Origin of the sequence: Pseudomonas jinjuensis (assembly GCF_900103845.1) — a bacterium.
Lineage (GTDB): Bacteria > Pseudomonadota > Gammaproteobacteria > Pseudomonadales > Pseudomonadaceae > Pseudomonas > Pseudomonas jinjuensis.
Genome location: NZ_FNIJ01000027.1, coordinates 39,524 through 53,270, shown reverse-complemented (window position 1 = coordinate 53,270; position 13,747 = coordinate 39,524). Strand labels below are relative to the sequence as shown.

14 protein-coding genes are annotated in these 13,747 nt (G+C 67.1%); 10 read left to right on the top strand and 4 right to left on the bottom strand.

Annotated elements, in window-relative coordinates; all coding sequences use genetic code 11:
• Nucleotides 1–245: 245 nt before the first annotated feature.
• Together BLR75_RS26190 and agmR are read right to left on the bottom strand one after the other, a co-directional pair.
• Nucleotides 246–1,103, bottom strand: coding sequence for a DMT family transporter (locus BLR75_RS26190; RefSeq protein ID WP_084315287.1), 858 nt, complete (start codon nt 1,101–1,103; stop codon nt 246–248).
• Nucleotides 1,104–1,112: 9 nt separating this feature from the next.
• Complete coding sequence (gene agmR / locus BLR75_RS26185) at nt 1,113–1,778, bottom strand: response regulator AgmR (RefSeq protein WP_084315289.1); 666 nt, start codon at nt 1,776–1,778, stop codon at nt 1,113–1,115.
• 457 nt (nt 1,779–2,235) lie between these two features.
• Here agmR and BLR75_RS26180 point away from each other — a divergent pair, with 457 nt between their 5' ends.
• The gene (locus BLR75_RS26180) at nt 2,236–2,385 is read left to right on the top strand and encodes a hypothetical protein (protein WP_217633627.1); all 150 of its coding nucleotides are present in this window, start codon (nt 2,236–2,238) and stop codon (nt 2,383–2,385) included.
• The gene (locus BLR75_RS26175; protein ID WP_084315293.1) at nt 2,382–3,047 is read left to right on the top strand and encodes a response regulator; all 666 of its coding nucleotides are present in this window, start codon (nt 2,382–2,384) and stop codon (nt 3,045–3,047) included. Before BLR75_RS26180 ends, BLR75_RS26175 begins: the two co-directional genes overlap by 4 nt.
• Nucleotides 3,048–3,077: 30 nt before the next feature.
• On the opposite strand, the gene BLR75_RS26170 is transcribed toward BLR75_RS26175, so the two are convergent.
• Both BLR75_RS26170 and exaA read right to left on the bottom strand, forming a co-directional pair.
• Nucleotides 3,078–3,743, bottom strand: a complete 666-nt coding sequence (locus tag BLR75_RS26170) for a pentapeptide repeat-containing protein (RefSeq protein ID WP_084315295.1) — start codon at nt 3,741–3,743, stop codon at nt 3,078–3,080.
• 57 nt (nt 3,744–3,800) lie between these two features.
• Entirely contained in the window at nt 3,801–5,672 is a 1,872-nt protein-coding gene (exaA, locus tag BLR75_RS26165; protein WP_084315297.1) for a quinoprotein ethanol dehydrogenase, read from the bottom strand.
• 315 nt (nt 5,673–5,987) lie between these two features.
• Between exaA and pedF the strand changes: the two genes are divergently transcribed.
• From pedF to BLR75_RS26125, 8 genes are all read left to right on the top strand, one after another.
• Nucleotides 5,988–6,425 (top strand): cytochrome c-550 PedF, encoded by a 438-nt coding sequence (gene pedF, locus BLR75_RS26160; RefSeq protein WP_084315299.1) that lies wholly within the window; start codon nt 5,988–5,990, stop codon nt 6,423–6,425.
• A gap of 459 nt (nt 6,426–6,884) precedes the next feature.
• On the top strand, nt 6,885–8,405 hold the full coding sequence (gene exaC / locus BLR75_RS26155) for an acetaldehyde dehydrogenase ExaC (RefSeq protein ID WP_084315301.1): 1,521 nt from the start codon (nt 6,885–6,887) through the stop codon (nt 8,403–8,405).
• Between the two features lie 300 nt (nt 8,406–8,705).
• A complete protein-coding gene (gene pqqA, locus BLR75_RS26150; protein ID WP_003106462.1) occupies nt 8,706–8,777 on the top strand; it encodes a pyrroloquinoline quinone precursor peptide PqqA in 72 nt (23 codons plus the stop codon).
• Between the two features lie 49 nt (nt 8,778–8,826).
• On the top strand, nt 8,827–9,762 hold the full coding sequence (pqqB, locus tag BLR75_RS26145) for a pyrroloquinoline quinone biosynthesis protein PqqB (protein WP_084315303.1): 936 nt from the start codon (nt 8,827–8,829) through the stop codon (nt 9,760–9,762).
• Nucleotides 9,752–10,501, top strand: a complete 750-nt coding sequence (pqqC, locus tag BLR75_RS26140; protein ID WP_084315305.1) for a pyrroloquinoline-quinone synthase PqqC — start codon at nt 9,752–9,754, stop codon at nt 10,499–10,501. The genes pqqB and pqqC overlap by 11 nt, the downstream gene beginning before the upstream one ends.
• Entirely contained in the window at nt 10,501–10,779 is a 279-nt protein-coding gene (pqqD, locus tag BLR75_RS26135; protein WP_084315307.1) for a pyrroloquinoline quinone biosynthesis peptide chaperone PqqD, read from the top strand. The genes pqqC and pqqD overlap by 1 nt, the downstream gene beginning before the upstream one ends.
• Complete coding sequence (gene pqqE / locus BLR75_RS26130) at nt 10,751–11,896, top strand: pyrroloquinoline quinone biosynthesis protein PqqE (protein ID WP_084315309.1); 1,146 nt, start codon at nt 10,751–10,753, stop codon at nt 11,894–11,896. Before pqqD ends, pqqE begins: the two co-directional genes overlap by 29 nt.
• Complete coding sequence (locus BLR75_RS26125; protein WP_084315311.1) at nt 11,893–13,731, top strand: S9 family peptidase; 1,839 nt, start codon at nt 11,893–11,895, stop codon at nt 13,729–13,731. The genes pqqE and BLR75_RS26125 overlap by 4 nt, the downstream gene beginning before the upstream one ends.
• The last annotated feature ends 16 nt before the right edge of the window (nt 13,732–13,747 follow it).

Genomic DNA, 13,747 nt, shown 5'->3' with positions numbered 1-13,747 from the left:
CGGCCATGGTGGATCGATGGAGCGTGATCCACCCTACAGTCCGTGCCGTGCGTATAGCGAGTGCCGAAACCTGTAGGAGCGGGCCATGCCCGCGACCCTTACGCACCTCCGATGTCGCGGGCATGGCCCGCTCCTACAGGGGACACCGTCTTGTGCAGGACCGAGGCGCGCCTGTCGCGAACCGCCTTGTTGCGGTGCTCTGGTTCGCGAGCAAGCTCGCTCCTGCAAAAACGCTAGCGAGATGATCAGGCGCGCTGGGCCACCGGCGCGCGGGCCTTGGCCAGCAGGATCAGGGCGATGCCGCCGAGCACTGCCAGCGAGACCAGCAGCAGGCGCGAGGAGATGTGCTCGCCGAGCACGACGGCGCCGGAGAGCGTAGCGAGGATCGGCACGCTGAGTTGCACTGAGGCGCCCTGGATGGCTGACAGACCCGGCAGGGCGCTGTACCAGATGGCATAGCCGATGCCCGAGGTCGCGGCGCCGGAGAGCAGGGCATAGATCAGGCCGGCGGTGTCCAGGCGCAGCTGCGAGTGGAACGCCAGGGCGAGCAGGGCGGCGAAGGGGATGGCGCGAAGGAAGTTGCCGGTCGTCACCGCCAGCGGATCACCGCCGCGTCGGCCGAGCAGCGAATACAGGCCCCAGGCGACGCCGGCCAGCAACATCAGCAGGGCACCTTCAAGCGGCGGCGCGCTGGCGCCAGGCAGCAACTGGGCGAGGAGCCCGCCGAGGGCCAGCAGGAAACCGAGCAGCGCCTGTCCGGCCAGACGCTCCCCGCGCAGCAGGCCGGCCAGGATCATGCTCACCTGTACGGCGCCGAACAGCAGCAGCGCTCCGGCGCCGGCATCCAGTTGCACATAGGCATAGGAGAAGGCCGCCGCGTAGACGAACAGCGCCGCGGCGCCGCGCCAGTCGCCGCCAATCCGGGCGCCACCGCGAAAGCGCAGCAGCAGGCCGAGCATCAGGGCGCCGGAGAGGATGCGGATGCCGGTGAAGCTCGCCGCATCGATGCTGGTGGCCTTCAGGGCGAGACGGCAGAGCAGCGAGTTGCCGGCGAAGGCCAGCATCGCCAGGACGGTCAGCAGCAGGGTGCGGGTGCTGGGCATGGACAGTCCTTAGCGGCGCAGGTAGGTGGAGAAGTCGATATCGCTGGCGCTCAGGATGGCCTGCACGCGGTTGTGCACGTTGAGCTTGCGCAGGATCGCCGAGACGTGGGCCTTCACCGTGGTTTCGGCGATCTCCAGGTTGTAGGCGATCTGCTTGTTCGACTCGCCCTTGGTCATGCGCTCCAGCACCAGCAGCTGCTTGCGCGTCAGCGCCTGCAGCAGTTCCGGTGAAATGCTGTGCTCCTCGTGGCCGCTGCGGCGTGGCGAAGTCTTCTGCGTGCGGATGATGTCCGAGGGCAGGTAGACGTTGCCGTTGAGAATCTGCTCGATGGCTTCGGTCATCTGCCCGCGCGGCGAGGACTTGGTGATGAAGCCCACCGCGCCGTAGGTGATGGCCTGCAGCACCACCTGCTTGTCCTGCTCGGCGGAAACGATCACCACCGGGATGGTCGGGGCTTCGTTGCGCAGGCTCATCAGGCCGCTGAGGCCGTTCATCCCGGGCATGTTCAGGTCGAGCAGGATCAGGTCGAGGTCGTCGTGCTCCTGGGTCAGGCCCAGGGCGCTGTCGAGGTCGGCGGTTTCCATCACTTCGCTGCCGGGAAAGCCATCGGCGATGACGTTGTGGATGGCCTCGCGGAACAGCGGGTGATCGTCGGCGATCAGGATCTTGTACATGGCCTTTCACCTCTTGTTCTGATTATGGCGTGATGGCGGGCGTTGTCAGGGCGTTGCCTGGAGTGGGGCAGGGCGGCAGCCTGCCCGGGAGCGTCGATAGCGTAACCGTACCAGCAGAGGGTGGCGTAGCCCAGCGTACGGAGATGCGCGAAGGGCATCCGGTGCGGCCGGCGGTGCCGGGCGCGCCGGGATGCCGTGGGCGCCAGCGGGGTCCGGCAGCACGAAGCGGGGTAGGCAAGGCAGTGGTCCCGGCATCTTCTGGGTCTTGATGCGTTGTTCCGGGGTCATTAGAAGCGGGTCACGGTGCTTTGGGAATTGTCCGATGGGCGATGAAAACCAGTACCAAAGTAGTAATTCACCCGGAAAGTAGCGGTCGGACAGTACCAAGGTAGGAGCAGGGAGGAGGGTGCGACGACCTAGCATGGTGCTCAGGTTCAGCAAGGTCGAGGTCGCCACCATGCCTACCGTCATCCGTACCCTGAAAACCCTGGTGCCGCCCGTGTTGCTGTTCCTCAGCCTGGTCGGCTTCGATCGCCTGATGGAGCCGCGAGTCGGGCTCGACCAGCCGGGATATCGGGGTGTGCCGGCAAGGATCGTGCAGCCATGAAGGTGCTTCTGGTCGACGATCATGCCGTGGTGCGTCTTGGCTGTGCCGGGTTGTTGCGCGCGGCCCTGCCCGAGGTGGAGATTGCCGAGGCGGCCAGCGGCGAGGAGGCGCTGGTCCAGGTGCAGGCCTGCATTCCCGGTCTGGTGCTGATGGACATCGACCTGCCCGGCATCAGCGGTCTGGAAGCCACGCGCCGGCTACGCCAGCGTTTGCCGCAGTTGCGCGTGCTGTTCTTCAGCCAGCACGACTCGCTGCCACTGGTTCGCCAGTCTCTGGACGCCGGCGGCTCGGGCTACGTGACCAAGTCCGCAGCGCCCGAGGTACTGGTCGAGGCGGTGCGCCGGGTGCTTGCCGGACAACCCTATATCGAGCAGCCACTGGCTACCCGGCTGGCCTGTCAGAGACCCGGCGATCACGGCAGCGATCCCCGCCTTTCGGGCATGACACCGCGCGAGATGGAGGTGTTCATCATGCTCGCCCACGGCGTAGCCGTGCGGCAGATCGCCGAGCGGCTGTGCCTCAGCGGCAAGACCGTCTCCAATCACATGACCCTGTTGAAGAACAAGCTGGGGATCGACTCGCTGGCCGGGTTGGTGCACCTGGCAATCGAAACCGGGGTGCTGCGGGTGGCTGGCGACGCCTCGCCGCCGCATGGCGTTTGAGCCGGGAGCAGCCCATCCACCCGGAACGGCTCAATCCCAGCCCTTGGGGCAGTTCGTGCAGCCTTCCATGTTGGCTTCCTGAAAGTTGCCGAAGCGCGTGCGGGCGCCGGTGAGGTTGGCATTCTCCAGGTTCGAACTGCCAAGCTTGACTTCCTGCAGGTTGGCGTCAGTGAGATCGGCGCCCTTGAGGTCGGCCTTGTTCAGCCAAGTCATTTCCAGGTCGGCTGCGACCAGCTTCACGTCGTGCATCTTGGCCCCGGAGAGACGTGCGAATTCCAGATAGGCGGCGGACAGGTCGGAACCCTGGAATTGAGCGGCCTGGGCGAACAGGCCCCAGCCCTGGACGGCCACCAGCCTCGCCCCGGTGAGGTCCGCCAGACGCAGATTGGCCTGTTGCAGGCTGGCGCGGGTGAGGTTGGCCTTGCCGAGCCTGGCCTTCTCCAGGTTGGCCAGGTCGAGGTTGGCGTGGCGCAGGTCGGCGCCGGACAGATCGGCGCCGGCCAGGTTGATGCGGCGCAGGTCGAAGTTGCGCAGATCGGCACCGCGCAGATCGACTCCGGGGCATTGGCTTTCGGGCTCCATGCGGCATCCGGCGATGACGGTGACGTCGTCCCCTGCGTCCTGCGGGGCAGCGGCGGCAAGGGTGAGGCTGGGAAGCGGGAACAGCAGGCAGGCGAGCAGGGTGCGAGGCAGCATGGCGGTCTCCTGACGGAATGGAAAAGGCCCGCGCCGGATGCGGTGCGGGCCAGGGACTCAGCGGCTGGCAGTCTTGTTGTCCCAGCTGGGCAGCTTGAACACCCAGAAGGACCCGCCCTGGGCCACCGGCCGGGTCAGGTCGGCCATGTCGCCGCCCCAGAGCGGTACCGCTCCACCGTAGCCGACGGTCACGCCGATGTACTGTTCGCCGTCCTGTTCCCAGGTGATAGGCGGAGAGACGATGCCGCTACCGGTCTGGAATTTCCAAAGCTCCTTGCCGGTTTTCGCGTCGAACGCCTTGAGGAAGCCCTCGCCGGTGCCGGTGAACACCAGATTGCCGGCAGTGGCCAGCACGCCTGCCCACAGCGGCAGATGATCCTTGTACTCCCAGACTATCTTGCCCGTCGTTGGGTCCATGGCGCGCAGCGTGCCGACGTGGTCGTCATACATGCGCTTGATGCGGAAGCCCATGCCCAGGTAGGCGCTGCCCTTGGTGTAGTTGACCTCCTCGGTCCAGTAGTCCTCCTTCCAGTGGTTGGCGGGGACGTAGAACAGCCCGGTGTCCTGGCTGTAGGCCATGGGGTTCCAGTTCTTGCCGCCGAGGAAGGGCGGCGAGACTTCCACCGGCTTGCCCTGCTTCTGCCCCGGCTCGGGCAGCGGCGGGCGCTGGCCCTCGTTCTCCACCGGGCGGCCGGTCTTCAGGTCGATGTGGCTGGCCCAGGTGATGTTGTCGACGAAGGGGAAGGCGTTCTGCAGTTTGCCGTTGCTGCGGTCGACCACGTAGAAGAAGCCGTTGCGGTCGGCGTGGGCGGTGGCCTTGATGATCTTGCCGTCCTTGGACTTGTAGTCGAACAGCACCAGTTCGTTGTTGCCGGAGAAGTCCCAGGCGTCATTGGGGGTGTGCTGGTAGAACCACTTCACCTCGCCGGTGCTGGGGTCGACGCCGACCTGGCCGGATGTGTAGAGGCTGTCGTAGTCGTGCGGGTTGCCGCCCTTGGCGGTGCGCGCCCAGGTGTTCCACGGCCCGGGGTTGCCGGCGCCAACGATGATGGTGTTGGTCACGGGGTCGAAGCTGGCGCTCTGCCAGGGCGCACCGCCGCCGTGGTTCCAGGATTCGACCTTGCCGCTGGAAGAGTTCGGGTCGTCCGGCCAGGACGGCGCCTTCACGTTGCCGGTGACGGTGCTGTCCTTGCCGTTGAGGCGGCCCATGTGGCCTTCGACGAAGGGCCGCATCCAGATCTCCTCGCCGGTGTCCGGGTCGCGGGCGAACAGGCGGCCCACCACGCCGAACTCGTCGCCCGAGCTGCCGTGGATCAGCAGTACCTTGCCGGTCTTGCCGTCCTTCACGATGGTCGGGGCGCCGGTCATGGTGTAACCGGCCGCGTGGTCGGCGAACTTCTTCTTCCATACCACCTTGCCGGTCTTCTTGTTCAGCGCCACCACGGAGGCGTCGAGGGTGCCGAAGAAGATCTTGTCGCCGTAGATGGCGGCGCCGCGGTTGACCACGTCGCAGCACGGGCGGATGTCGTCGGGCAGGCGGTGGTTGTAGGTCCACAGGCGCTTGCCGGTCTTGGCGTCGAGGGCGAACAGCCGCGAGTAGGAGGCGGTGACGTAGATCACCCCGTCGCTGACGATGGCCTGGGATTCCTGGCCGCGCTGTTTCTCGTCGCCGAAGGAGAATGACCAGGCCGGGGTCAGCTTGAAGACGTTGTCGGCGTTGACCTGCTTGAGCGGGCTGAAGCGCTGGGCATTGGTGCCCATGCCGTACTGCAGCACGTCGCCGGTGGTCTTGTGGTCGTTGGCGATGTCGTCCCAGCTGACGTCCTTGGCCAGCGCGCTGCCGCCGGCGCCCAAAGCCACGGCGAGTGCGAGGCTGTGCAGGGCAAGGCGCAGGGGGGCGGCAGAGGCGGGTGAAGTTCTTGTTGTCATGGTCGGATTCCCGTTTGAATGAGGGTCGAGAAACGGCAGGCCGCTGCTCGTGCCGCGGCGAATCCATGGTGGAAGGGCGACGGTCGGACGGGAACGGAAATACTCCCGGCGGGAGCGGGACAATTTCCCGGTGCGGGTATGACTTGGGATTGCTGCCAAAGGGCTGGGCGAGGGGTACCGCCGCCTTGGTACGAAGGGAGTAGGCGGCCGCGTCCAAAGCAGGATTCGGCGCCGGGCCGGGCGTTCTTACCATCGTCATCACTGGCGCTCTGTCGGACGCCAAGCCTTGCCAAGCATCTCGATGAGGATGAAGTGATGAACAACAAGAATGCGCTGCGCGGCCTGCTGTTGCTGGCCAGTCTCGGTGCCTCGGCCCTGGCCCTGGCGCATGGCAACGTGACTCCCCAGGCGGTGGACACCACGGGCCTCGAACCGCTGGGCAAGGAATGGCGCGAAACCAATCCCTATCGCGAACCCTACGCCAACCATGAGCTGGCGGTGGAGATCGGCGCCTCGGCCTACAACCAGAACTGCGCGCGCTGCCATGGCCTGGAAGCCAAGTCCGGCGGTATCGCGCCAGACCTGCGGCTGCTCGATCTGGGGGCGGAGGGCGATGAGTGGTTCAAGGAGCGGGTAATCAACGGCGCGGTGCGTGATGGCGCCGTGTACATGCCGAAGATGGCCGACTTCATCAGCCAGGAAGGACTCTGGGCGATCCGCAGCTACCTCGAAAGCGTGCACGTCAACGAGTGACCGCATTCGCCGGACTTCGCTGGTCCGCATCAGGTCGTGACGGGCGCTGTAGCGGCGAGGCGGCCAGGCGCTCGGCGGGAGGTCGAAAGGACAGGGACCGGCCATCGTGCCGGCCCTTTGCTTTTGTTGCGGGATGTGATTGCAGGAGCGCCCTGTGGGCGCTCATCGCGGGCCTGCTCCTACATGGTTTATTGGATGACTCGCTGCGCTCGCCCTTCGGGCCGCACTGAAGTGCGTTCAGCGCAAGCGTTGTCCGCGAACGCGGGAAACCAGAAAACAGTTGCTCCCGCAGACAGAACGGTGCGTTCTGGCGAGGGGTAGGAGCCGCATGCACAGCATCTACTACCAAATGACGAACCCATCGCTCCCATGGGCGCATATCGGGCGGGGAAGGGCGCTGCCTAAGATCGGTCCATGACCCGGCCATCGTGGGCCGGGAACCGACAGGAGAGTTTCGCCATGATCTACGCCCAACCCGGAACCCCCGGCGCCGTCGTCACCCTCAAGCCGCGCTATGGCAACTACATCGGCGGCGAGTTCGTCTCCCCGGTCAAAGGCCAGTACTTCACCAATACCTCGCCGGTGAACGGCCAGCCGATCGCCGAGTTTCCCCGATCCACCGCCGAAGACATCGACAAGGCGCTGGACGCCGCCCATGCCGCCGCCGACGCCTGGGGACGCACCTCGGTGCAGGATCGCGCGCTGGTCCTGCTGAAGATCGCCGAGCGCATCGAACAGAACCTGGAAATGCTCGCCGTCGCCGAAACCTGGGACAACGGCAAGGCCGTGCGCGAAACGCTGAACGCCGACGTGCCGCTGGCCGCCGACCACTTCCGCTACTTCGCCGGTTGCATCCGCGCCCAGGAAGGCAGCGCCGCCGAGATCGACGACGGCACCGTCGCCTACCACATCCACGAACCGCTGGGCGTGGTCGGGCAGATCATCCCGTGGAACTTCCCGTTGTTGATGGCCGCCTGGAAGCTCGCCCCGGCGCTGGCCGCCGGCAACTGCGTGGTGCTCAAGCCGGCCGAGCAGACACCGCTATCGATCATGATCCTGGCCGAAATCATCGGCGACCTGCTGCCGCCCGGCGTGCTCAACATCGTCCAGGGTTTCGGCAAGGAAGCCGGCGAGGCACTGGCGACCAGCAAGCGCATCGCCAAGATCGCCTTCACCGGCTCGACCCCTGTGGGTTCGCACATCCTCAAGTGCGCGGCGGAGAACATCATCCCGTCCACCGTCGAGCTGGGCGGCAAGAGCCCGAACATCTTCTTCGAAGACATCATGCGTGCCGAGCCGAGCTTCATCGAGAAGGCCGCCGAGGGCCTGGTGCTGGCCTTCTTCAACCAGGGCGAGGTGTGCACCTGTCCGTCGCGGGCGCTGGTGCAGGAGTCCATCTTCGAACCGTTCATGGCCGAGGTGCTGAAGAAGATCGCCGTGATCAGGCGCGGCAACCCGCTGGACACCGACACCATGGTCGGCGCCCAGGCTTCGCAGCAGCAGTACGAGAAGATCCTTTCCTACCTCGATATCGCCCAGAGCGAGGGCGCCGAGCTGCTTGCCGGCGGCGCCAGCGAACGCCTTTCCGGCGACCTGGCCAGCGGCTATTACATCCAGCCAACCCTGCTCAAGGGCCACAACAGGATGCGCGTGTTCCAGGAAGAGATCTTCGGCCCGGTGGTCGGCGTCACCACCTTCAAGGACGAAGCCGAGGCCCTGGCGATCGCCAACGACACCGAATTCGGCCTCGGCGCCGGCGTCTGGACCCGCGACATCAACCGCGCCTGGCGCATGGGCCGCGGCATCAAGGCCGGCCGCGTGTGGACCAACTGCTACCACCTGTACCCGGCGCACGCCGCGTTCGGTGGCTACAAGAAGTCCGGCGTCGGCCGCGAGACCCACAAGATGATGCTCGACCACTACCAGCAGACCAAGAACCTGCTGGTGAGCTATGACATCAATCCGCTGGGCTTCTTCTGATCGCCTCTCCTGGCCTGCGTGATGAGAGGCGCGCAGGGCAACTTGCCAGCGCACCAGCGTGTGCGGCTCGCGCCGGGGCACCCCCGCTTTCCCATCAGCGAGCTTGGCGTAACGCGGCCTTCGGGCCGCGTTTTTCTTTTCCGGAGGCTTGCCCCTCGATCGAACGGATGGAACTGCCGCCGCGCGATCGCTACCAAATCAGGGGGGAAACTCCTTCCAAAGTATCATTCGGGCGCCTCGTCCCGGGTGCTTAACTGGACTTGCCGGAATCGACCGGCCAACAAGAAAGAGGACAGACCCATGTGGACCAAGCCTAGCTTTACCGACCTTCGCCTTGGCTTCGAAGTGACCCTGTACTTCGCCAACCGCTGATCCATTCGGCCCCGGTCCCGCCGGGGCCTTCAGCCCACGGGGCAGTCCCATGCACATCAAGATTCTCGGTTCGGCCGCCGGCGGCGGTTTCCCCCAGTGGAACTGCAACTGCCGCAACTGTCGTGGCGTGCGCGATGGCAGTGTCGCCGCGCAGCCGCGCACCCAGTCGTCCATCGCCCTGTCCGACGACGGGGTGAACTGGATTCTCTGCAACGCCTCTCCGGACATCCGCGCCCAGCTCGCCGCCTTCCCGGCATTGCAGCCGGCACGGCGCCTGCGCGACTCGGCGATTGCCGCGATCATCCTGCTGGACAGCCAGATCGACCACTGCACCGGCCTGCTCAGCCTGCGCGAAGGCTGCCCGCACGAGGTCTGGTGCACCGAGCCGGTCCACCAGGACCTGAGCACCGGGTTCCCGCTGTTCCCCATGCTCGCGCACTGGAATGGCGGCCTGCGCCATCGGGCCATCGGCCTGGACTGCGAGCCGTTCACGGTTCCGGCCTGCCCGGGCCTGCGCTTCACCGCCATCCCCCTGCGCAGCAGCGCGCCGCCGTATTCGCCGCATCGGGGCAATCCGCACCCAGGCGACAACATCGGCCTGTTCGTCGAAGACCTGCGTAGCGGCGGCGCGCTGTTCTACGCGCCCGGCCTGGGCCAGGTGGACGAGGCGCTGCTGGGCTGGATGCGCCGCGCCGACTGCCTGCTGCTCGACGGCACCCTGTGGCGCGACGACGAGATGCGCCACTGCGAGGTCGGCGACAAGCTCGGCAGCGAAATGGGCCACCTGCCGCAGAGCGGGCCGGGCGGGATGATCGAGGTGCTCGACGGCATCCAGGGGCCGCGCAAGGTGCTCATCCACATCAACAACACCAATCCCATCCTCGACACCGTTTCGCCCGAGCGCGCCGAGCTGGACGCGCGCGGCATCGAAGTGGCCTGGGATGGCATGGCCATCCACCTCCAGGGAGACCGCCATGACCCGTGAAGCCATGAATCCCGCCGAGTTCGAGCAGGCGCTGCGCGGCAAGGGCGCCTGCTACCACATTCATCATCCGTACCACCGCGCCATGTACGAGGGCCGCGCGACCTGCGAGCAGATCCAGGGCTGGGTGGCGAACCGTTTCTACTACCAGGTGAACATCCCGCTGAAGGACGCCGCGATCCTCGCTAACTGCCCGGACCGCGAGACCCGCCGCGAGTGGATCCAGCGCATCCTCGACCACGACGGCGCGCCGGGCGAGGAGGGCGGCATCGAAGCCTGGCTGCGCCTGGCCGAAGCAGTGGGGCTGGACCGCGAGCAGGTGCTTTCGCAGGAACTGGTGCTGCCGGGCGTGCGCTTTGCGGTGGACGCCTATGTCAACTTCGCCCGCCGCGCCAGCTGGCAGGAGGCGGCGAGCAGCTCGCTGACCGAACTGTTCGCGCCGCAGATCCACCAGTCGCGGCTGGACAGCTGGCCGCAGCATTACCCGTGGATCGACGCGACCGGCTACGACTACTTCCGCAAGCGCCTGTCCCAGGCGCGCCGCGATGTCGAGCACGGCCTGCGCATCACCCTCGACCACTACCGCACCCGCGAGGCCCAGGAGCGCATGCTGGAAATCCTGCAGTTCAAGCTGGACGTGCTCTGGAGCATGCTCGACGCCATGAGCATGGCCTACGAACTGGAGCGCCCGCCGTACCATACGGTCACCCGCGAGCGCGTCTGGCATAGGGGGCTGCTGTGATGAGCCTGCCGTCGCTCAGCAGCGTGCCGGCGTTGCGCAGGGGGTTCCGCCTGCAATTCGAACCGGCCCAGGACTGCCATGTGCTGCTCTACCCGGAGGGCATGGTCAAGCTCAACGGCAGCGCCGGGGAAATCCTCCAGCGGGTGGATGGCCACCGGGATGTGGCGTCGATCATCGACGAGCTGCGCGAAAGCTTCCCCGGCGTGCCGGGTATCGACGAAGACATCCTGGCGTTTCTCGAGGTGGCCCATGCGCAATACTGGATCGAGTTGCACTGAAACGGCCGGCCCGCCGCTCTGGCTGCTGGCCGAGCTGACCTACCGCTGCCCGCTGCAGTGCCCGTACTGCTCCAATCCGCTGGACTTCGCCAGACAGGGCGAGGAATTGACCACGGCGGAGTGGATCGAGGTGTTCCGCCAGGCTCGTGAGCTGGGCGCCGCGCAGCTGGGCTTTTCCGGCGGCGAGCCGCTGGTCCGCCAGGATCTCGAGGAGCTGATCCGCGCCGCGCGGCAACTGGGTTACTACACCAACCTGATCACCTCCGGAATCGGCCTCACCGAGGCCCGCGTCGCAGCCTTCAAGGATGCCGGTCTGGACCATATCCAGATCAGCTTCCAGGCCGCCGACGAGGAGGTGAACAACCTGCTCGCCGGCTCGCGCAAGGCCTTCGCCCAGAAACTGGCGATGGCCCGCGCGGTGAAGGCCGCCGGCTACCCCATGGTGCTGAACTTCGTCACCCATCGGCACAACATCGACAACATCGCGCGGATCATCGAACTGTGCATCGAACTGGAGGCGGATTTCGTCGAACTCGCCACCTGCCAGTTCTACGGCTGGGCCGAGCTGAACCGAGCCGGGTTGTTGCCGACCCGCGCGCAGCTGGAACGCGCGGAGCGCATCACCAACGAATACCGGGCGAAGCTGGCCGCCGAACGGCACCCGTGCAAGCTGATCTTCGTCACCCCGGACTATTACGAGGAGCGCCCCAAGGCCTGCATGGGCGGCTGGGCCAGCGTGTTCCTCGACGTCACCCCGGACGGCACCGCGCTGCCGTGCCACAGCGCGCGGCAACTGCCGGTGCAGTTCCCCAACGTGCGCGAGCACAGCCTGCGGCACATCTGGTACGACTCGTTCGGCTTCAATCGCTTCCGTGGCGACGCGTGGATGCCCGAGCCATGCCGCTCCTGCGACGAGAAGGCCAAGGATCATGGCGGCTGCCGCTGCCAGGCGTTCATGCTCACCGGCGACGCCACCGCCACTGACCCGGTATGCAGCAAGTCCGCCCATCACGGGAAAATCCTCGAGGCGCGGCGCCAGGCCGAGGACGCGCCGCTTGAGCTGGCCGATCTGACCTGGCGCAACGAGCGGGCTTCGCGCCTGATCTGCAAGGCATGAACCAGCGTTGCCTGCCCCACGGCGACTGGCCTAGCCAGTGGAGCGCACACCGTGCGGTTGCCGCCGGTCGTGACTTCGCCGAACTGCATGCGGCCCATGGCGGAGTGCTGTGGGTCGAGTTCGATCCGCCAAGCGCGCGCTGCCGCCTGTACCTGTACCGCAATGGCGCGCGCTGCGAGCTGACGCCGCCGGGCGCCTCGGTGCGCAGCCGGGTCTACGAATATGGCGGCGGGGCCTGCTGCGCCACCGCCGATGGCGTGGCCTGGGTCGAGGAGAGCGACCAGCAGGTGCGCTGGCAGCCGCTCGACGGCGCGCTGCGAACCGTCACCCAGCGCACGCAGAGCCGCTATGGCGACCTGCGGTACGTGCCCGCCTGGAATGCGCTGATTGCGGTGGAGGAAAGCCACGAGGCCGATGCCGTGCGCCACCGCATCGTGCGCCTGGACGCCGACAGTGGGCGGCGCGTGCTGGTCGAGGGCGCCGATTTCTACGCCGCGCCGGTGGCCGATGCCGGCGGGCAGCGCCTGGCCTGGATCGAATGGGACCGCCCGCAGCAACCCTGGACCAGCACCCGTCTGTGCGAGTCGCGCGACGGCATCAGTCGTTGCCTGGCGGGGGAGGCTGGCGGCGAGTCGATCCAGCAACCGCGCTTCGACCCGCACGGCCGCCTGCACTGGCTCAGCGACCGTAGCGGCTGGTGGCGCCCCGAATGCGAAGCGCCGAGCGCCGTCCAGCATGCCGAGGTAGACCACGCCGGCGCACCCTGGCAACTGGGCGCAAGCACGTGGCTACCGCTGGCGGCGGGCGAGACATTTCTCAGCCGCTTCGAGGACGGCTACGGCGTGCTCGCGCTGCGTGCCGCGGACGGCGGCGAACGCCGGCTGGCAACCGGGTACAGCCGCTTTCGCTGCCTGAGCGCCGACGACGGCTTCCTATATTGCGTCGCCGCCGCGCCGGACCGACTGCCGGCGGTGCTGGCGATTCGTCGCGAGGATGGCGCAATCGAGGTGCTGGCGGGAGGCGAGCAGCCGCTGGACGAGGCAGAGCTGTCGCGCGGCGAGCCGTTCCGCTACGAGGTGGATGCCGGCGACCACGGCCACGGCTTCTTCTATTCGCCGCGCAACGCCCAGTGTCGCGGCGAACCGGGACGGCGGCCGCCGCTGGTGGTGTTCCTGCATGGCGGCCCGACCTCCGCCTGCTTCCCGGTGTTCGACCCGCGCATCCAGTTCTGGACCCAGCGTGGCTTCGCCGTGGCCGACCTCAACTACCGGGGCAGCACCGGCTACGGCCGCGCCTACCGCGACAAGCTGCGCGGCGAGTGGGGCAGCCTGGAGGTGAAGGACAGCTGGGCGGCGGTGGAACATCTCGCCAAGAGCGGCCGCATCGACTGTCAGCGGGTATTCGTGCGCGGCGCCAGCGCCGGCGGCTACAGCGCCCTCTGCGCGCTGGCGTTCGTCGGCGGCTTCCGTGGCGGCGCCAGCCTCTACGGAGTCAGCGATCCGCTGGCGCTGGGGCGGGTCACCCACAAGTTCGAGGCCGACTATCTCGGCTGGCTGATCGGCGATCCGCAGCGCGACGCCCGTCGCTACCGGGCGCGCACGCCGCTGCTGCATGCCGCGCGCATCGAGGTGCCGGTGATCTTCTTCCAGGGCGAGCTGGATGCCGTGGTGGTGCCGACGCAGACCGAAGACATGGTCGCCAGCCTGCGGGCGCGCGGCGTGCCGGTGGAATATCACTGCTATCCCGGCGAGCGGCACGGCTTCCGCCAGGCGGGCAACCTGGCCCATGCGCTGGAGGCGGAGTGGCGTTTCTACCTGGCCCGGCTGAGCGTCTGAACCCTGGCAAAGGTCG